The sequence below is a fragment of the Roseobacter sp. OBYS 0001 genome (assembly GCF_019654895.1).
Lineage (GTDB): Bacteria > Pseudomonadota > Alphaproteobacteria > Rhodobacterales > Rhodobacteraceae > Roseobacter > Roseobacter litoralis.
The window spans coordinates 19061-36266 of sequence record NZ_BPES01000017.1 but is presented as its reverse complement, the minus strand read 5'-3'; the positions used below and the strand labels follow the sequence as shown (position 1 = coordinate 36266).

The following is a 17206-nucleotide window of genomic DNA, read 5'->3' as shown; positions in this document are numbered from 1 at the left end:
TTTATGGACGCTTGTGCGTCTCTGGCCTGCCGGGAATTGGTTTTTGGTCGTCTAAACTGCGAAGGGCGCAGAATTAAATCTGCGCCCTTGCTTTTTCAGGTTTTAGCGGAACGGCGGCGAGTAGATCAGGCCACCGTTTGTCCACTGTGCGTTCAGTCCACGCGACAGGGCAATTGGGGTTTCTTCGCCAATGTTCTTGGCAAAGATTTCACCGTAGTTGCCTTGTGTCGCGATTGCCTTCATCGCCCAGTCTGCTTCAAGGCCGAGCATTTCGCCCAGAGTGCCCTCAGAGCCGAGCAAGCGCTTGACTTCAGGGTTGTTCGAACCGGTCGCCATTTCGCTTACGTTGGCGGATGTGACGCCCAGCTCTTCGGCTGTGATCAGCGCGTTCAACGTCCAGCGCACCACATCACCCCATTCGTCGTCGCCGTGACGGACAAGCGGGCCCAGCGGCTCTTTGGAGATGATTTCGGGCAGCAGCACGTGCTCTGTCGGATTTTCAAACGTTGCGCGTGTCGCGGCCAGACCGGATGCATCTGTCGTGTAGGTGTCGCACGCACCGGCAAGATACTGTTGCTGGCCTTCGGCGTTTGTCTCGATTGGAACGGGCTCATAGCTGATGTTGTTGGCACGGAAGAAATCCGCAAGGTTCAGCTCTGTGGTTGTGCCCGTCTGGATGCAAACGGTTGCGCCATCCAGCTCTTTTGCGGATGTCACGCCCAGCGATTTTGGCACCATGAAGCCTTGGCCATCATAGTAGTTGACGCCGACGAATGTGAATTTCAGGTCAACATCGCGGGAAAACGTCCATGTGGTGTTACGGGCCAGCATGTCGATTTCGCCGGAGGCAAGCGCTGTAAAGCGTGTCTTACCTGTTGTCGGCACGAATTCAACGGCTGTCGCGTCGCCCAGAACGGCAGCTGCAACGGCCCGGCAGATCGCAACGTCAAACCCATTCCATTCGCCATCAGCGTTAGGCGCGGCAAAGCCGACAAGACCGGTTGTCACGCCGCAATTCAACGTGCCGCGCGCTTTTACATCGTCCAAAGTACCGGCCGCCGCGGCGCCGGCCGCAAGACCAGCAATCGTCAGCGCACCTAAAAGTACTGATTTTTTCATTTTAAACCTCTTCCTGATTTTCCGCTTCTTCAATAGCGGGTCGACCGGTCGTAAAACCGGCAGTGACACTTGAGCACTTTGTGTGCTCCGAGTGGTCGCAATACTGTTCGGTTTAGGGTGTGAACGTCAAGGGTAGGATTACCTATTTCGCCACAAGAGAACCTATCCTAACGTCAACTTGACCAACCCGCGCAACTTTTAGTCACGTGACAGCTCAAACACCTGCTTTGCATGAACAAATGCGGCTTCTTTCACGGCTGCAGCAGCTTCTGCCTCCTCATCTGAACCCCACTCTTCCGCCTGCCAGATTTCGTCCAGACGTGAAATGTCCCAAATCGCCTTGGGAGACAGAAAATCATGGGTCGCCGCGAAGCCGAGAATCAGTGAGCCAGAGAGGCTCACCAGATCATGAAAACCCGCAAGTTCGAATGCCGACATCTTACGTGTCTTTTCCGTCAGCCTTGCAAGGGCTTCAGGCTCTTGAGGCACGTGCATGACACCCGCCCGCGTCTGCAACCGCGTGCCAAAGACGCCAGCAGCCCAGTCCAAAATAGGGTCCCATTGCGCGCTTTGCCGTGCCACGAGCCGTTCGGGGTATTCAGCACGGTAGCACAAAAGGTCACTGTCCCCGTAAGCGGCCAGCATATCCGCAACCTCATCGTGTTGCACCGCAACCTTGTCCAACGCAGCATTCGCGCTGCGGGTGAACGGCATTTCACCGGGGTCAATAACCTCGCCCTGCGCATTCCACTCATTGGCAATTCTTTCCGCGAATTGGCGCGTTGGCGCAATTAGGGATCTTTTCGCGGGCGTTTTGACAGGCCGGCCATCCAGAGAGATACCGAAGCCTTCCGCTGTTTCGTCAACGGCCGCCTCTTTCCAGAAGCGCTTTGCCTTCCATTCACTCATCTTTTATCGTTCCCAAAGCCGTGAGATGGCGGTTGGCAAAGCGGCAAAATCCGTCAGTATTTCAGCCGCGCCCGTGAGCGCGGAAACCGGGTGATACCCCCAACTGACACCAATGCTGCGCACGCCCGCAGATTGCGCCATCTCCATATCAAAACTGGTATCACCAATCATCACCGTGTTTTCCGGATCAACCCCGGTGTCCGCCATTGCCTGCAGGATCATGGAAGGATGCGGTTTTGAGGGGTGAAAATCAGCCACCTGCTGTGTGACGAAAAACGAGCCCAGGTCATGCGCCTTGATCAGGCTGTCGAGCCCGCGCTTGGACTTGCCCGTCGCCACGCCCAGCAAGACCTCGGGCGCAGCATGCAACTGTTCCAGACTGTCACGCGCACCGGGATAAAGCGGGCTGGACTGCGCCGCGCCAACCTTGGCGCGCATGTCGACATAGGCGGATTTGTACCCCTCAACCAATTCGTCTTGCACTGCCGGACCCGCATCCGGCGCCAGACGCGCCATGGCCACCGGCAACGACAGCCCGACAATACCCAGCACCGCATCTCGCGAGGGCACTTCAAGGTCCACCGCGCCGAAGGCATGGCGCATCGCGCCCAGAATGTCGCCCTGGCTGTCCACCAAAGTGCCATCCACATCGAATATCACCAATCGCAGCGGCGTGCTCATCAAAGCGCCTCGAACGGGTCTTCGACGGCCAGATCCTCGGTCCAGCCAAAGGTATCCCAGCTTTGCTTCATATGGTCCGGCATATCCGCCGTGATCGTGACAGGTTTGCGGGTTTCGGGGTGTTCGAACCGCATCATCCGGGCATGCAGGTGCAGCTTCTTGGAAATCACACCGCCCAGTTGCGCGCCCCATCCATCGCCCATGTTTTCCTGACCCGAACCGCCATATTTGCCATCACCGACAATGGGATGCCCGATTTCGGCCATGTGAACGCGCAATTGATGGGTCCGCCCGGTGATCGGCTCCATCGCGACCCACGACGCGCGTGACCCCACCCGGTAAAGCGTCGCATAAAGCGTATGCGCGCGTTTCGCACCCGGCGTCTCATCGACCTCGCGGGGCGGCAGGGCGATCATCTTTTCGCCCTCTCCCCGCCGCCCATGCCCCGGCGCCTTGACCAGCGCATAGCGGATTTCACCCAAGTAAGGCGTCGGCACCCCGGCCACCAATGCCCAGTAGATCTTGCGCGTTTCCTTGTGCCGCATCGCGGTCGTCAACGCCTTGGCCGCCATCCGCGTGCGCGCAAGCAGCAAAACCCCGGACGTGTCTTTGTCCAGGCGGTGCACAAGGCGCGGTTTGTCCTCAAACCCGAATTTCAACGCCTCAGAGAGCCCATCGACATGGCGCGTCTGACCGGACCCGCCCTGCGTCGGCAGGCCCGCAGGTTTGTTGATCGCAATGATATGATCATCCCGGTAAATCACGCAGGACTGGATCAGCTTGGCATCCGCCGCCGACACCGCAGAGCGCGCGACAGGCGCCGGTGCCGCCGTGTCCGGCAGGGGCGGAATACGCACCTGCTGGCCCACTTCCAGACGGGTCGCCGCCTTGACGCGGCCCCCGTCCACGCGAATTTCACCTTTGCGGCACATCTTTTCGACGCGCCCCTGACTGATCAGGGGAAACTGCTTTTTGAACCACCGGTCCAGCCGCTGGTCCCCCTCATCTTCGCCGACGGTCAGTGTTTGCACTGCGCTCATAAAAATACTCCACGCGCGACCCAGAGGCCCGCCATCAATCCAAATACCGACAGCCCGACCGAGAGCACAACATAAAGCCCCGCCTGCCAGACCTCGCCCCGCTCAAACAACGTCACCGTTTCCAGCGAAAACGCGGAAAACGTCGTGAACCCGCCCAGAACGCCGGTCATGACAAAGGGGCTCAGATGCGTCAGGCCGCGATGCGCCGCCCAGACCACGAAAAACCCCATGGCAATCGACCCCAATACGTTGGCCATCATGATCGCCACCGGAAAACCCGTAGGACCCCCGGTCAGACGATAGACACCGACACCCAGCAAATAGCGCAAAGACGCACCAAACGCGCCCCCGGCGGCCACAAGGATCAAAGACTTCATCATGCGCGGTCTGTCCCGCGTCCAGCACCCGTTGTCAAGTTTCCCGCCCGCGCCGCAATGGCGTGCAGATCACGTCGCATTGTCGTCCCGCTCCTGACGCAACTTGTCAAAGTAGCGCACGCGCTTTGCAAGCTCCCGCTCGAAGCCGCGTTCAACGGGCGCGTAGTGCTGCGGCCTTTTCAGACCGTCGGGAAAGTAATTCTGCCCCGAGAAGCCTTCCGGCGCATCATGGTCATATTGATAGCCCTTCCTGAAACCAAGGTCCTGCATCATCTTTGTCGGCCCGTTCAGAATATGCATCGGCGGGGGTAGCGAGCCGGACTGTTTCGCATCCGCACGCGACGCTTTATGCGCCACATATCCGGCATTCGATTTCGGCGCGAGCGCCAGATAAATTGCCGCCTGCGACAAGGCCAGATCCCCCTCCGGGCTGCCGAGCCTTTCATAGGTGTCCCACGCGCTCAGGCAAACGCGCGAGGCCTCGGGGTCCGCCAGCCCTACGTCCTCCCAGGCGATCATGGTCAGGCGCCGCAGAATGAAACGCGGGTCTTCGCCCCCCTCAAGCGCCCTGTGCACCCAGTAAATCGCCGCCTCCGGATCAGATCCGCGAATTGATTTCTGGAGCGCACTGGCGATCGCGTAATGACCGTCCCCGGCGCGGTCATGCAATGCGGCGCGCCGGGTCAGCCGACCGGCGATATCCTCTGCCGAATAGGTCTGATCCAGCGGCCATGCACGCACGCTTTCGACCAGATTAAGCAGGGCACGACCGTCCCCATCGGCCATTGCGCATAACAGCGATTTGGCATCATCCGTCAGCGGCAGCGCCTGTCCGGTTTGCGCCTCTGCGCGTGCCAGCAACCCTGCCAGCGCTGTGACATCAAGGCGTTCCAGCACCATCACCTGACAGCGGCTGAGCACAGAACCATTCACGCTGAACGAGGGGTTTTCCGTGGTCGCCCCGCAAACAGTAACGGTGCCGTCCTCCATCACCGGCAGCAGCGAATCCAACTGTGCCTTGTTAAACCGATGAATCTCATCAATGAAAAGGAATGTCCCCTGCCCGATCACCGCGCGGTCCCGTGCCGCCTGAAAGACCTTCTTGAGATCGGACACGCCGCTGAAAATCGCGCTGATCTGTTCGAAATGCAGATCGGTCTGATGCGCCAGAAGTCGGGCAATCGTCGTTTTCCCAACGCCGGGTGGCCCCCAAAGGATCAAAGACGTTACGCGACCCGCCCCCAGCATGGACCCCAAAGGACCGTCCTCAGCCAGCAGTTTTTCCTGACCTATGACCTCGTCAAGAGACTGCGGCCTGAGCAAATCCGCCAGCGGACGCGTCTTTGCGTTCTGTGGCGTTTTATCATTTCCGCCCGACTGGCCAAACAGATCCATACCCTACTCCATTCTTTTACCCTGCTACCGGAAAATGAATCTCGGTTCGAGTCCTCGCACGGCTATAAACGGGCAAACCGCACCCGCAGCCTCCCATTTCTCTCATGCCCCTGTGATCGCCCTGCGGTAACGTCAAAACTGCTCAGCACACTCCCCATCGCATTTGCAAGGCCGCACGATATCACCCCGCAGCCCCTGATATGCGCATGAAAAAAGCCCTCATCCCGCATGGGACAAGGGCTTTTCCAGCACGAGCTGCCAAAGGACTTATGCCTCTTCGGCGCTTTCTTCTGCTGCAAGGCGTGCTTTGTCGGCAGCACCTTTTGCATCGCGGTCGCGGTCTACGAATTCGATGATGGCCATGGGTGCCATGTCGCCATAGCGAAACCCGGCTTTCAGAACGCGCACATAGCCACCCTGACGGTCCTTGTACCGCGGTCCAAGCACGTCAAAGAGTTTTGCAACATATGCGTCCTGCTTGAGCTTTGATGCCGCCTGACGGCGCGCGTGCAAATCACCGCGTTTGGCCAGCGTGATCATTTTTTCGATAATCGGGCGCAGTTCCTTTGCCTTGGGCAAAGTTGTCTTGATTTGCTCATGTTCGATGAGCGAGCCTGCCATGTTGGCCCAGAGCGCCTTGCGGTGCTCATGTGTGCGGTTCAGGCGGCGGTATCCACGTGCGTGACGCATTGTTTCTTCTCCTAAATGTGCCCTCTACGGGCCGTTTTGCTTTGTCTGACCGGGTGATGCGTGTCACCCGGTTCTCCTTGGGGCCTTGCAACCCGGATCGTCCCCGCACCTGCGGGCATTGTCTCGCTGGAAGCGAGCGTCTTGATCGAAGACCCCTTAAAAGGAGTCTTCGAATTTCTTGGCCAGATCTTCGATGTTGTCCGGCGGCCAGTCCTCGACGTCCATGCCGAGATGCAGTCCCATGCCAGAGAGCACTTCCTTGATCTCGTTGAGCGATTTGCGGCCAAAGTTCGGCGTGCGCAGCATCTCCGCTTCGGTCTTCTGAATGAGGTCACCGATGTAGACGATGTTGTCATTCTTGAGACAGTTGGCAGAGCGTACCGACAGTTCCAACTCGTCCACTTTCTTAAGCAGCAGAGGGTTGAACTCCAGACCATCGTCCTCATCCGCGCGGGACGCGGATTCTGGCTCTTCAAAGTTGACGAAGATGCCCAGCTGGTCCTGCAGAATGCGCGCGGCGAAAGCTACGGCATCGTCAGGCGTCAGTGACCCATCGGTTTCAACCTTCATGGTCAGCTTGTCATAATCCAGCACCTGACCTTCGCGGGTCGGTTGCACGTCATAGCTGACCTTTTTGACCGGCGAATAGATCGCATCAATCGGGATGAGGCCAATGGGCGCATCTTCGGGCTTGTTCTTTTCTGCAGAAACATAGCCTTTGCCCTGATTGACCGTCAGTTCCATGTAAACATCCGCACCATCATCGAGGTGACAGATTACGTGATCCCGATTCAGGATTTCGATGCCTGCGGAGTCCGAAATGTCACCAGCAGTCACAACACCCGGCCCTTTGGCAGAGATCGACAGGCGCTTTGGCCCTTCGACTTCCATACGGATGGAAACACCCTTGAGGTTCAGGATGATGTCGGTGACGTCTTCACGCACACCGGCAACAGATGAAAACTCGTGCAATACGTTGTCGATCTGCACAGAGGTAATCGCCGCACCTTGCAGCGATGACATCAGCACACGACGCAGCGCGTTGCCCATTGTCAGGCCAAAGCCCCGCTCAAGCGGTTCGGCCGTGACGGTTGCCTGACGTGCCGGATCATTGCCCGGTTTGACGTCAAGTTGTTGTGGCTTAATCAATTCAGCCCAGTTCTTGTGGATCATGCGTCCCTCCATTCTTGTCTGCGCCCCATGTCCGTAAGGTGCAGACGCTCGAGGTTTCAAAAAAGCGGATGGGGGCCGTGCGCAAACACACGGCCCCAAATCTGGTAAATGTCTTAGACGCGGCGGCGCTTGGGTGGGCGGCAGCCGTTGTGCGCCATTGGCGTCACATCGCGGATCGAAGTGATATTGAACCCGGCAGCAGCCAGCGCACGCAGCGCGCTTTCACGGCCCGACCCCGGACCCTGCACTTCAACTTCCAACGTCTTCACGCCGTGTTCCTGTGCCTTGCGGCCCGCATCCTCAGCAGCCATCTGGGCCGCATAGGGTGTGGATTTCCGCGAGCCTTTAAAGCCCATGGTGCCGGCAGAGGACCATGCGATTGCATTGCCCTGCACGTCCGAAATCAGGATCTTGGTGTTGTTGAAGGAGCTGTTCACATGCGCCACACCTGCGGCGATGTTCTTGCTGGCCTTTTTCTTAACGCGTACTTTATCACGTGCCATTGGTCAGACCCTCCCTTATTTCTTCTTACCGGCAATGGCCTTAGCAGGGCCTTTGCGCGTGCGAGCGTTGGTGTGGGTACGCTGACCACGAACCGGCAGGTTACGACGGTGGCGCAGGCCACGGTAGCACCCAAGGTCCATCAGACGCTTGACGTTCATCTGCACTTCACGGCGCAGGTCACCTTCGACGGTGAAGTTGGCGTCAATATGCTCGCGCACGGCCAGAACTTCGGCGTCGCTGAGCTCATTAACGCGGCGGGATGGATCGATGCCAACAGCTTCGCAAATCTGTTTTGCGGAATTGTTACCGATTCCAGTGATATAGGTGAGGGCGATTGGAACCCGCTTTGCAGTCGGGATATTGACGCCGGCAATACGTGCCACGTGGTATCTTCCTTTTCGTTGCGGGTCCGTTGTTCCAGACCCTTTTTTCACAAACGAAACCCGGAACATAGACAGCGCCGGGCATCAGCTGATCAGTTGATCCTGCACAGACATGAGTAACACGTCCTGCAGATTGATTCTCGTCAGAGATAGCGCGTCGTATGGGGTTTTTAACATCGCGTCAACCCGTGTGACCTGCTTCACAGATTGCGCGGGAAACTGCCCGTAGCTTATGCAAAAGCTGGATTGGAAAAACAATCTATAATAGTATCGCCGTATCCGCCTGCCAGAGAAGGTTAGCTCTTGGAAAAGACCAGACAGCGCCGCGGGGCCACCCTCAATCACCCCCCTTTGCAAAATCAAAATGTACCCGGGCGCACAACAAGCAGCGGGCGGCTGGTGCAGTTCCAACACGACGCCGATCAAAGCCCCGCGACGCAGCAGCTGCATGCCGTGCAACGCCGTGCGAATGGTGTGATCCAGCGCGAAGTTGACAGCAGCCACGGCTCGTCCAAGAGACATGCAAACCAAAGTCCTACCGTCCAATTGGCGCAAACTATTCAGGCCAAGCGCCTTGCGCCCAGCGATGTCAGTTTTGAGCTTATTTTCCAGGATCAGGCCCTCTACAAAGCCTTCTATGCTCAATGCGAAAGCGAGTACGTCCAAGAAAATCTGCACTTTCTTGACCTTGCAAAACGCAACAACTACAAAAGTAATTTAAAGATTATCATTGACGAATTTATTCGCACCGGCAGTCCTCAGCAGGTCAACGTCAGCGGCGCTATGCGAGCGAATCTGATCAATGCCGCCGCCCCGCTGATGACAGAGGGTGAAGATGCAAAAAAGGCAGTCAATTTTACAAAAGCGTTTGCGCGCGTGGACAGAGCGATGTCGCCCATCATCACTGAGATTTGCAACATACTCCAGTTTGACGCTTTCCTCCGTTTTAAAAAAACACGCGCCTTTCGTGTTGCATGCGGCGCGCCACGACGCAAACGTGGAGAAATGCGCTTGTGAACACTGCACCCTCCATTATTACATCAACGAAATAGCTGTCTCGGCTGAGTTTCCATCTGGTCAGGGGCGGCAGGCCGGAAAGCCAGATGCCGTAATTCCTGACTTATACTGCTGGCCGGAGCGTCGGGCATAAATTGCGCTGGCATGGGGTTGATAGGAAGGCGTCAAGATGCGCGTTTACAGAGAAGTCAGTAGTGCAAAGCTGCGCGTCAGCTCAAGGGCCGTAGACGCAAATATCAACCTATATTAGTATCAATGTGTTAACGATCGTCAACGGCGAGGTAGTGACCCTGGGTACTTACAAACAAAAAAGACGCGCAGCGAGCAAACAGCACCCCGCGCTCAGCAGCGCGGGGGCCGGACGCCGCCCTTCGACCGAGAGACTGAACAATCTGCAAGCGCTCGCAAACGCGAGCCAGCCTGTCCAACAGCTTCGCGCTCTGCAGCGTCGTGAAACCCCTGTCGCCCAACGCGAGGTCGATACCTCCACCAGTGCGTTCCTGCCCGACTATGCGGCTGGCGAAAAGGCGGGTTGGGAGAAGAAAGACAGGACAGGCGTCGCAGATTGGGCGCAGGAAGACTATAGATCAGGCAAAGGCAAAACCGGTGCTCCGGACAAAAGCTCCATCACGGGAAACCTCAGGCCCACCCCCCGCACGGACCGGGACGGCAAATCAATTGATCCTGCCGAGGGCGTAAAACTCTGGGCGGTGCACGAATTCCTGATGGAAGAGACCACGATGATCGCGAGCATGACGGGCGGAAAAATCGGCAGCATCTATTTTCCCGGCGGTCGGGTGCGCACCACGCATGCACGCGGCCCCACTGTGGAAGAACACCCCCATGCTCTCACACTGCAGTTCAACATCGATCCCATCGCCTGTTGGCGGGCCTTTGTGATGGCCAACGCATGGGTCGCCGATATGGACCGCAACAACGAAATCCACGCGAAAGCCGTGCGCCGACGGTTCAAACGTTTCAAGATTGTCAAAATGGCAGGCGCCGCACCGGATCAACTGCCGCCCTGGGCAACCCTCATCAAGACGCCCGATGACGCATTGCCCGAGGGGACAGATCCGGACACGTCCGGCGTCAAACTCTTTGAGATCATGTTGAGAGACAGCCAGCATGTAAAAAGCACGCACCCCTCTCGCGGCGCCGCTGCCCAGATTAAGATCACCCGAGCCGATCTGATGAAGCTGAAGGCGGTCGCAAAATCGCTGGAGGGTATACCGGACCCGCAGGCCCAGAACGGTGCGTTCTACAGATATGTAACGATGAAGCTGCCGCATCTGGCACCCTTGATCCGCAAACCAGGCGAAGTGGACTACGGATAACGCCCCGCGCGACACGACCTCGTCAGGTGTTTACGTATCCAGCGCGTCTTTGATCTCGGCTTGCACCGCGTCAATCGCGCCCAGACCGTCGACGCGCGACAGCATTTCCTTGGCGTAATAGTATCCGATCAGCGGCGATGTCTGTTTGTAGTATTCCATCAGGCGCGTCTTAAGGCTTTCCTCATTGTCGTCCGCGCGCCGCTTGAATTCCTTGGCCTGCCCGCAATTGGTGCACACCCCATCTGCCGGGATTGGTTTCGTCAGGTCGTTGTAAACCTCACCGCAGCCCGCGCAGGTCGACCGTGCCGTGATCCGCGCCACAAGGGCTGCGTCATCGACACGCATCTCAACCACTTTGTCGAGCGTCTGGCCCGTTTCGTCCATCAACTCGCCCAACGCATCGGCCTGCGCCAATGTGCGCGGAAAGCCGTCAAAGATGAAACCCGACGCCTCGACCGTCTCCAGCTTTTCCTTGATCAGGCCGATCACGATCTCATCGGTCACCAAGGCACCGCGCGCCATCACGTCCGCGACAACCTTGCCCATCTCGGTCCCGCTGTCCTTGGCTTCGCGCAACATATCACCGGTGCTGAGCTGTACCATGCCGCGCTCTTGTTCGAGCATCCGGGCCTGAGTGCCTTTACCGGCCCCTGGTGGCCCCAACAGTATTATATTCATCGACGCACAGGGCTCCGTTTTTTGCGGCCTTTACCGCTTTTGCCGCGCAGTTGCGACTTCTCCAGCAGGCCTTCGTATTGGTGGGCCAGCAAATGGCTTTGCACTTGCTGAATGGTATCCATCGTTACTGAGACTACAATGAGAACGGAGGTGCCGCCGAAATAGAACGGTATAGCGAACTCACCGCGCAGGATTTCGGGCAACAGGCAGACAGCAGCCAGATAGGCCGACCCCAGAACCAGCACGCGGTTCACCACATACTCAAGGTACTCCGAGGTCTTTTTGCCCGGACGGATGCCGGGAATAAAGCCGTTCTGGTTTTTCAGGTTGTCCGCCACATCGTCGGGCTTAAAGCTGACATTGAACGTGTAGAAATAGGTAAAGAACACGATCATGGTCGTGAAAAACGCCAGATAGAGCGGTTGACCGGGGCCAAAGTTCGCCAAAAGCCACGACATGATCGGGTTGGTAGAATTGCCCGAGAACGTGCTGATCGTCACCGGCAGCAGCAAAAGCGAGGAGGCAAAAATCGCAGGGATAACGCCCGCTGGGTTTACCTTGACCGGCAAGTGGCTTGAGCCACCGTCGTAAACCTTCATACCCACCTGACGGCGCGGGTATTGTATGTGGATCTTGCGCAAGGCGCGTTCCATGAACACCACGAACATGATCGTTAGAATGACCATCAGGATCACACCGATGATCACGGCTGGGCTGATCGCGCCGGAACGGCCAGAGGCAAAGAACTGTGCCATCGCCGCCGGAACCTCGGCGATAATGCCTACAAAGATGATCAGCGAAATACCGTTGCCGATGCCGCGCGCGGTGATCTGCTCGCCCAGCCACATCAGGAACATGGTGCCACCGACCAGCGTAATCACGCAGGACGCCCGGAAAAACATGCCCGGATCGGTAACGATATCGCCTGCTTCAAGGCTCACAGCAAGGCCATAGGCCTGCAGTGTGGCAAGGAAAACCGTACCATAGCGCGTGTATTGGTTGATCTTCTTGCGGCCCTGCTCGCCCTCTTTCTTCAAGGCTTCCAGCTTCGGCACCATGGCCGTCATAAGCTGCACGATGATCGAGGCCGAGATATAGGGCATGATGCCGAGGGCAAAAATACCCATCCGCCCCAAGGCGCCGCCGGTAAACATCGACACCATCCCGCCGATGCCCTGCCCCGCCTGCTCCATGAACTCGCGCAGTGCGACGCCATCAATCCCCGGCACCGGGATAAACGTCCCGAGGCGGTAAACGATCAGCAGTCCAAGCGTAAACAGGATACGGTTGCGCAGGTCAGTTGCCTTACCCAGCGCGGACCAGCTGGTATTGGCAGCCATGCTCTCGACAGCAGAAACCATGAAGGGCTCTCTTTCGTAACAAATGCGCCGCCCGGGCCGTTTTCCGGCTGGGCGGCGTCATGGAAAACTAAAGACGTATGTAAGCGGCGCAGCCGCCGCCCACAAGTCTGATCTTGGGCTTACGCCTCTGACGTTTCCGCGACGGGCGCCGTAACGGTCAGGGAACCGCCCGCTTTGGACACCGCTTCAATCGCAGATTTGGATGCGCCGGTGACTTCGATGTTCAGTTTGCCCGTCACATCGCCCTTGGCCAGCACACGAATGCCGTCCTTCTTGCGGCGCACGAGGCCGGAGGCAATCAGCGCGTCTTCGGTGATGGCAGCGCTCGCGTCGATCTTGCCCGCGTCCACGAATTTCTGGATGAGGCCAAGGTTTACAACGGCATAGGCCTTGCGGTTCGGCTTGTTGAAGCCGCGCTTAGGCAGACGTTGATAGAGCGGCATCTGGCCGCCCTCATAGCCCTTGATGGCCACACCCGAACGGGATTTCTGACCCTTGATACCCCGGCCACCCATTTTACCGGTGCCAGAACCCGGACCACGACCAACGCGCTTGCGTTTCTTGGTGGCACCGTCGTTGTCGGAAAGTTCATGCAGTTTCATTGTCGCTTCTCCTTTTGCCGGATGTGGTCCCCAGCGACGGGAGCGACCAAACGCGGCGTTTCGATTCTATGTCACCAAAAGGGTGATCGTGGGCGTATAGACGGCATCAACGTTTAGTGCAACACTCGTACAGATGTCAAAATCGCAATCTCAAGAGGGTCGTTTGGTCTCATCCCATGAATGGTTTGACCAGTCATTCAAAAAAATTACTGATACGCATGAATTGCCAAAACCTATTTCTCATTTGGACGAGGTCAGATATCGGCTTCCCAATCAATCGGGCTTTGATGCAATACTTCTAAAATTGGCAAGGTACATAAGTGGTCTAAACGCCGGAAAACTACTGCTTACGAATGGGTTTCTTCAGGAACTCTGCTCTCTTCAACGAACTCTGGACGAGATTCATGAGGACATTTTTTTTCTCAGCCTTCCCCATTTCGGCTTTGAGAAAAGCGCTGATCATGACAATTACCTTAATGCATTTTGGGAAGAAGAGCCTGAATTTACTACCTTCTCTGGCAAGCAAAAAAACCGTCATCAAGTTCCCAGAAGGAAGATAAGGAGCTACCTTGCGAACATCAACAATGATGGTGCCGTAGATCATTCAGCAATCGCAACTTCCGCGTATTTAAGTCGTTTGTATTCTGGTTATGTCCATGCAGCCGCACCGCAGATTCTCGAACTGTTTGATCCCCAAAAAGCTGTTTTTCGGTTAACTGGATTCAAAGACTCACCACTACTACTCGATCACGCAAGCGATTTTGAAAACCAATTTTTTCGCGGCGTTATGGCTGTGCACATCGTGGCTCGTATCAAGAACATTGATGATTTGGCCAGAGAGGCCTTTGAAATGCATAACCGCCTAGAGTGCCATTTCAACTAGCATCCTTGTCGATGAAGCTTGCAAAAAACGCTGCACGTTTTTCTGCCAAGCGCACCTATCATTTCGACGCAAACACCTTGGCCCTGCCTCGAAACTTCCTCAGATTTTTTCAATGCAGTTGCGACTAACCCGATCTAACCTTCGCTGAAATCACCAGACTCGATGTTCGCGCGCAAGGCTTCCAGATAGAGAATACAATTGCGCTCACGTCCACTTGCAAACAGTTGTTGAATTTTCTTGAACTGCTTCTCGGCAAAGGCCTTATCCGTGGCATCCGTCATCTCATCAACCATCGCGCGGACTTCTGGCATGCGTTCGGTGCAGGTTTTATCGCTGTTCGCCGCCGCAGGGTCCGCAAACGCCATGACGCTCACAAGGCCAAAAAGGGCAATGGCAGGGGTGCTGAATTTACGCATAGGACTCTCCATTTAACGTTTGTGCATCCATAATACCAAAGCGCAGTCAGCTAAACTGCAAAAGCACCACAAAACGAAAAACCCCCCGCAGGGTTCTGCGAGGGGTTCAAATTCTCAACGATGCGAAAAGGCGTTAGCCCTTTTCCTCGATGATTTCGACCATATGAGAGATCGAGTTCACCATGCCGCGCACGGAAGGGGTGTCTTCCAGCTCGCGGGTTTTGTGCATCTTGTTCAGGCCCAGACCGATCAGCGTGGCACGCTGTTTGGCGGGGCGGCGGATCGGGGAGCCGATCTGTTTGACGACGATAGTTTTAGCCATGATACCGCTCCTTTATGCGTCTGCTGTTTCAGCAGGCGCGGGTGCTGCGTCCACTTTGGGCAGAATGTCAGCCACTTTCTTGCCGCGACGTTGTGCGACCGAACGGGGCGAGGACTCTTTGCGCAATCCGTCCATGGTGGCGCGGATCATGTTATAGGGGTTCTGCGAACCGATGGACTTGGACACAACGTCCTTGATGCCCAGCATTTCGAAAACAGCACGCATCGGACCACCGGCGATGATCCCGGTCCCCTCAGGTGCCGAGCGCATAACGACTTTACCGGCGCCATGACGGCCTTCCATGTCGTGGTGCAGCGTGCGACCTTCGCGCAGCTGTACACGGATCATCTGGCGCTTGGCCTGCTCGGTGGCTTTGCGGATGGCCTCGGGGACCTCTTTCGCTTTCCCTTTGCCGAATCCGACGCGGCCTTTTTGATCACCCACAACCACGAGGGCTGCGAAACCAAAGCGCTTACCACCTTTTACGGTCTTGGACACGCGGTTGATCGCGACCAGACGGTCTGCGAATTCCGGTGCTTCGTCACGATCGCGGCGGTTGCCACGACGGTTGTTGTCACGTTCTGCCATAGAGAACATCCTTTTTTCCGGGCAAGCGCCCTGTTGTTTCAATCCAAGTGGGCATCACACCGCCCCCGGATCATCGAAGCCGCCCCGGCGGAGCGGCTTGCAGATTTAGATTTTCAAACCACCTTCACGCGCGGCTTCGGCAACTGCCTTGACCTTGCCGTGAAAGAGGAAACCGCCCCGGTCAAAATAGGCTTCGCTGACACCGGCTTTCTTGGCCCGTTCAGCAATCGCCGCGCCGACCTTGGCCGCCGCTTCGATGTTGTTCTGACCAACGCAGCCCAGATCTTTTTCCAACGTCGACGCCGAAGCAAGCGTCTTGCCCGCCACATCGTCGATCAGCTGAACGCTGATGTTCTTGTTGGAGCGGTGTACACTCAGGCGCACGCGCCCTGCATTCACCTTGCGAAGCTTGTTCCGAACGCGCAGGCGGCGTTTGATGAACAGTTGTCTTTTACTGTTTGCCATTGTTTGCGTCCTTACTTCTTCTTGCCTTCTTTGCGGAAGACGAACTCACCTTTGTAGCGGATGCCTTTGCCCTTGTAGGGCTCGGGTTTACGCCACTGGCGGATGTTCGCGGCGACCTGACCAACGAGCTGTTCGTCAATGCCTTCCACAATGATTTCGGTTTGCTTCGGCGCTGTGACGGTCACACCCTCTGGTGGGGTATAGTCCACATCATGCGACAGGCCGAGGTTCAGGCGAAGTGTGTTGCCATTCATGGCAGCACGATAGCCAACACCCTGAATTTCAAGCTCTTTCTTGAAACCATCGGTGACGCCGGTGACAAGGTTTTCAACCATCGTGCGGGACATGCCCCACTGTTGCCGCGCGCGCTTGGATTTGCCGCGAGGCGTGATGGTGACAACATTGTCCTCGACCGTCAGGGTTACGTCGTCCGTTGCTTTGAACGCGCGTGTGCCCTTGGGGCCTTTGACTTCGATGGTCTGACCGCTGACTGATGCGCTGACACCGGCAGGCAGATCGACCGGTTTTTTACCAATACGAGACATTCTGCTCTCCTTAGAAGACGGTGCAGAGCACTTCGCCGCCAACATTGGCGCTACGTGCTGCTTGGTCAGACATCACACCCTTGGGGGTGGAGACAATCGACACACCGAGGCCCTGACGGACAACGGGGATGTCATTGACGCCCATGTAAACGCGACGACCGGGCTTGGAGACCCGCTTCAATTCGCGAATGACAGGTTCGCCTTCGTAATACTTCAGGCTGATTTCGATGGCCGGATGACCATCTTCGCCCGTGGTTTTCTCGTAGCCACGGATGTAACCTTCGTCCGCCAACACATCCAGCACCCACGCACGCAGCTTGGAGCCGGGTGTCATGACGGTGGATTTGCCGCGCATCTGAGAGTTACGGATGCGTGTCAGCATATCTGCGATAGGATCGTTCATGTGATGCGCTCCTTACCAGCTCGACTTGACCATGCCGGGGATCTGGCCTGCTGAGCCAAGGTCCCGCAGCGCGATCCGCGAAATTTTCAGTTTACGATAATACGCGTGCGGACGGCCCGTCAGCTGGCAGCGGTTGTGCAGACGCACAGCCGAAGAGTTGCGGGGCAGTTTCGCCAGCTTCAGGGAGGCGCGGAAACGCTCTTCCATCGGCTTTTCCTGGTCGTTTACAATCGCTTTCAACTCGGCACGTTTCGTCGCGTATTTGGCGACCAGTGCTTCACGCTTCTTTTCGCGTGCGATCATGGATTTCTTAGCCAT

At 56.9% G+C, this 17206-nt stretch carries 23 protein-coding genes; 3 read left to right on the top strand and 20 right to left on the bottom strand.

Annotated elements, in window-relative coordinates; genetic code table 11:
- Positions 1 to 102: 102 nt before the first annotated feature.
- The 10 genes from K5Q35_RS20830 to rpsM form a co-directional block, all read right to left on the bottom strand.
- Positions 103 to 1119: an amino acid ABC transporter substrate-binding protein gene (locus K5Q35_RS20830; protein WP_013963181.1), complete on the bottom strand. Its 1017-nt coding sequence runs from the start codon at positions 1117 to 1119 to the stop codon at positions 103 to 105.
- 198 nt (positions 1120 to 1317) lie between these two features.
- The gene (locus tag K5Q35_RS20825) at positions 1318 to 2028 is read right to left on the bottom strand and encodes an ATP12 family chaperone protein (protein WP_220801202.1); all 711 of its coding nucleotides are present in this window, start codon (positions 2026 to 2028) and stop codon (positions 1318 to 1320) included.
- A 3-nt stretch (positions 2029 to 2031) separates the two neighbouring features.
- The gene (locus K5Q35_RS20820) at positions 2032 to 2709 is read right to left on the bottom strand and encodes an HAD-IA family hydrolase (RefSeq protein ID WP_220801201.1); all 678 of its coding nucleotides are present in this window, start codon (positions 2707 to 2709) and stop codon (positions 2032 to 2034) included.
- On the bottom strand, positions 2709 to 3749 hold the full coding sequence (locus K5Q35_RS20815) for an RluA family pseudouridine synthase (protein WP_220801200.1): 1041 nt from the start codon (positions 3747 to 3749) through the stop codon (positions 2709 to 2711). Before K5Q35_RS20815 ends, K5Q35_RS20820 begins: the two co-directional genes overlap by 1 nt.
- A complete protein-coding gene (crcB, locus tag K5Q35_RS20810) occupies positions 3746 to 4129 on the bottom strand; it encodes a fluoride efflux transporter CrcB (protein WP_220801199.1) in 384 nt (127 codons plus the stop codon). Before crcB ends, K5Q35_RS20815 begins: the two co-directional genes overlap by 4 nt.
- Before the next feature lie 66 nt (positions 4130 to 4195).
- Complete coding sequence (locus K5Q35_RS20805; protein ID WP_220801198.1) at positions 4196 to 5521, bottom strand: replication-associated recombination protein A; 1326 nt, start codon at positions 5519 to 5521, stop codon at positions 4196 to 4198.
- A gap of 267 nt (positions 5522 to 5788) precedes the next feature.
- A complete protein-coding gene (rplQ, locus tag K5Q35_RS20800) occupies positions 5789 to 6211 on the bottom strand; it encodes a 50S ribosomal protein L17 (RefSeq protein WP_013963187.1) in 423 nt (140 codons plus the stop codon).
- 156 nt (positions 6212 to 6367) lie between these two features.
- On the bottom strand, positions 6368 to 7384 hold the full coding sequence (locus K5Q35_RS20795; protein WP_013963188.1) for a DNA-directed RNA polymerase subunit alpha: 1017 nt from the start codon (positions 7382 to 7384) through the stop codon (positions 6368 to 6370).
- 113 nt (positions 7385 to 7497) lie between these two features.
- Entirely contained in the window at positions 7498 to 7887 is a 390-nt protein-coding gene (gene rpsK, locus K5Q35_RS20790; RefSeq protein ID WP_013963189.1) for a 30S ribosomal protein S11, read from the bottom strand.
- 15 nt (positions 7888 to 7902) lie between these two features.
- The gene (gene rpsM / locus K5Q35_RS20785) at positions 7903 to 8271 is read right to left on the bottom strand and encodes a 30S ribosomal protein S13 (protein WP_013963190.1); all 369 of its coding nucleotides are present in this window, start codon (positions 8269 to 8271) and stop codon (positions 7903 to 7905) included.
- Between the two features lie 303 nt (positions 8272 to 8574).
- Between rpsM and K5Q35_RS20780 the strand changes: the two genes are divergently transcribed.
- Positions 8575 to 9288 (top strand): regulator of G-protein signaling domain-containing protein, encoded by a 714-nt coding sequence (locus K5Q35_RS20780; protein ID WP_220801197.1) that lies wholly within the window; start codon positions 8575 to 8577, stop codon positions 9286 to 9288.
- A 284-nt stretch (positions 9289 to 9572) separates the two neighbouring features.
- The gene (locus K5Q35_RS20775) at positions 9573 to 10625 is read left to right on the top strand and encodes a hypothetical protein (protein ID WP_220801196.1); all 1053 of its coding nucleotides are present in this window, start codon (positions 9573 to 9575) and stop codon (positions 10623 to 10625) included.
- 30 nt (positions 10626 to 10655) lie between these two features.
- Here the strand turns inward: K5Q35_RS20775 and K5Q35_RS20770 are convergent, their stop codons facing one another.
- The 3 genes from K5Q35_RS20770 to rplO all read right to left on the bottom strand — a co-directional run bounded on the left by K5Q35_RS20770 (position 10656) and on the right by rplO (position 13266).
- Complete coding sequence (locus K5Q35_RS20770) at positions 10656 to 11303, bottom strand: adenylate kinase (protein WP_013963194.1); 648 nt, start codon at positions 11301 to 11303, stop codon at positions 10656 to 10658.
- Complete coding sequence (gene secY / locus K5Q35_RS20765) at positions 11300 to 12664, bottom strand: preprotein translocase subunit SecY (RefSeq protein WP_013963195.1); 1365 nt, start codon at positions 12662 to 12664, stop codon at positions 11300 to 11302. Before secY ends, K5Q35_RS20770 begins: the two co-directional genes overlap by 4 nt.
- 119 nt (positions 12665 to 12783) lie before the next feature.
- Positions 12784 to 13266 (bottom strand): 50S ribosomal protein L15, encoded by a 483-nt coding sequence (rplO, locus tag K5Q35_RS20760; protein WP_013963196.1) that lies wholly within the window; start codon positions 13264 to 13266, stop codon positions 12784 to 12786.
- Positions 13267 to 13399: 133 nt separating this feature from the next.
- Between rplO and K5Q35_RS20755 the strand changes: the two genes are divergently transcribed.
- Entirely contained in the window at positions 13400 to 14149 is a 750-nt protein-coding gene (locus tag K5Q35_RS20755; protein ID WP_220801195.1) for a hypothetical protein, read from the top strand.
- Between the two features lie 134 nt (positions 14150 to 14283).
- On the opposite strand, the gene K5Q35_RS20750 is transcribed toward K5Q35_RS20755, so the two are convergent.
- From K5Q35_RS20750 to rpsN, 7 genes are all read right to left on the bottom strand, one after another.
- Positions 14284 to 14565, bottom strand: a complete 282-nt coding sequence (locus K5Q35_RS20750; RefSeq protein ID WP_220801194.1) for a hypothetical protein — start codon at positions 14563 to 14565, stop codon at positions 14284 to 14286.
- Positions 14566 to 14698: 133 nt separating this feature from the next.
- On the bottom strand, positions 14699 to 14887 hold the full coding sequence (gene rpmD, locus K5Q35_RS20745; protein ID WP_013963199.1) for a 50S ribosomal protein L30: 189 nt from the start codon (positions 14885 to 14887) through the stop codon (positions 14699 to 14701).
- Positions 14888 to 14899: 12 nt separating this feature from the next.
- Positions 14900 to 15475, bottom strand: coding sequence for a 30S ribosomal protein S5 (gene rpsE, locus K5Q35_RS20740; RefSeq protein WP_013963200.1), 576 nt, complete (start codon positions 15473 to 15475; stop codon positions 14900 to 14902).
- A gap of 105 nt (positions 15476 to 15580) precedes the next feature.
- Positions 15581 to 15940, bottom strand: a complete 360-nt coding sequence (gene rplR, locus K5Q35_RS20735; RefSeq protein WP_013963201.1) for a 50S ribosomal protein L18 — start codon at positions 15938 to 15940, stop codon at positions 15581 to 15583.
- A gap of 11 nt (positions 15941 to 15951) precedes the next feature.
- Positions 15952 to 16485 (bottom strand): 50S ribosomal protein L6, encoded by a 534-nt coding sequence (rplF, locus tag K5Q35_RS20730; protein ID WP_013963202.1) that lies wholly within the window; start codon positions 16483 to 16485, stop codon positions 15952 to 15954.
- Between the two features lie 10 nt (positions 16486 to 16495).
- Positions 16496 to 16888 carry a 30S ribosomal protein S8 gene (rpsH, locus tag K5Q35_RS20725; protein ID WP_013963203.1) on the bottom strand — a complete coding sequence of 131 codons (393 nt, stop codon included), beginning with the start codon at positions 16886 to 16888 and terminating at the stop codon, positions 16496 to 16498.
- Positions 16889 to 16900: 12 nt separating this feature from the next.
- Positions 16901 to 17206 (bottom strand): 30S ribosomal protein S14, encoded by a 306-nt coding sequence (gene rpsN / locus K5Q35_RS20720; RefSeq protein ID WP_013963204.1) that lies wholly within the window; start codon positions 17204 to 17206, stop codon positions 16901 to 16903.

Excerpts from the sequence above, each read along its gene's own strand:
- rplR (WP_013963201.1), bottom strand. The coding sequence starts at position 15,940 with ATGGCAAACAGTAAAAGACAACTGTTCATCAAACGCCGCCTGCGCGTT.
- K5Q35_RS20830 (WP_013963181.1), bottom strand. The coding sequence starts at position 1,119 with ATGAAAAAATCAGTACTTTTAGGTGCGCTGACGATTGCTGGTCTTGCG.
- crcB (WP_220801199.1), bottom strand. The coding sequence starts at position 4,129 with ATGATGAAGTCTTTGATCCTTGTGGCCGCCGGGGGCGCGTTTGGTGCG.
- rplO (WP_013963196.1), bottom strand. The coding sequence starts at position 13,266 with ATGAAACTGCATGAACTTTCCGACAACGACGGTGCCACCAAGAAACGC.
- K5Q35_RS20815 (WP_220801200.1), bottom strand. The coding sequence starts at position 3,749 with ATGAGCGCAGTGCAAACACTGACCGTCGGCGAAGATGAGGGGGACCAG.
- rpsH (WP_013963203.1), bottom strand. The coding sequence starts at position 16,888 with ATGAACGATCCTATCGCAGATATGCTGACACGCATCCGTAACTCTCAG.
- K5Q35_RS20825 (WP_220801202.1), bottom strand. The coding sequence starts at position 2,028 with ATGAGTGAATGGAAGGCAAAGCGCTTCTGGAAAGAGGCGGCCGTTGAC.
- rpmD (WP_013963199.1), bottom strand. The coding sequence starts at position 14,887 with ATGGCTAAAACTATCGTCGTCAAACAGATCGGCTCCCCGATCCGCCGC.
- K5Q35_RS20820 (WP_220801201.1), bottom strand. The coding sequence starts at position 2,709 with ATGAGCACGCCGCTGCGATTGGTGATATTCGATGTGGATGGCACTTTG.
- rpsN (WP_013963204.1), bottom strand. The coding sequence starts at position 17,206 with ATGGCTAAGAAATCCATGATCGCACGCGAAAAGAAGCGTGAAGCACTG.
- rplF (WP_013963202.1), bottom strand. The coding sequence starts at position 16,485 with ATGTCTCGTATTGGTAAAAAACCGGTCGATCTGCCTGCCGGTGTCAGC.
- K5Q35_RS20750 (WP_220801194.1), bottom strand. The coding sequence starts at position 14,565 with ATGCGTAAATTCAGCACCCCTGCCATTGCCCTTTTTGGCCTTGTGAGC.
- rpsK (WP_013963189.1), bottom strand. The coding sequence starts at position 7,887 with ATGGCACGTGATAAAGTACGCGTTAAGAAAAAGGCCAGCAAGAACATC.
- K5Q35_RS20755 (WP_220801195.1), top strand. The coding sequence starts at position 13,400 with ATGTCAAAATCGCAATCTCAAGAGGGTCGTTTGGTCTCATCCCATGAA.
- secY (WP_013963195.1), bottom strand. The coding sequence starts at position 12,664 with ATGGTTTCTGCTGTCGAGAGCATGGCTGCCAATACCAGCTGGTCCGCG.
- rpsE (WP_013963200.1), bottom strand. The coding sequence starts at position 15,475 with ATGGCAGAACGTGACAACAACCGTCGTGGCAACCGCCGCGATCGTGAC.
- K5Q35_RS20795 (WP_013963188.1), bottom strand. The coding sequence starts at position 7,384 with ATGATCCACAAGAACTGGGCTGAATTGATTAAGCCACAACAACTTGAC.
- K5Q35_RS20770 (WP_013963194.1), bottom strand. The coding sequence starts at position 11,303 with ATGAATATAATACTGTTGGGGCCACCAGGGGCCGGTAAAGGCACTCAG.
- rplQ (WP_013963187.1), bottom strand. The coding sequence starts at position 6,211 with ATGCGTCACGCACGTGGATACCGCCGCCTGAACCGCACACATGAGCAC.
- K5Q35_RS20805 (WP_220801198.1), bottom strand. The coding sequence starts at position 5,521 with ATGGATCTGTTTGGCCAGTCGGGCGGAAATGATAAAACGCCACAGAAC.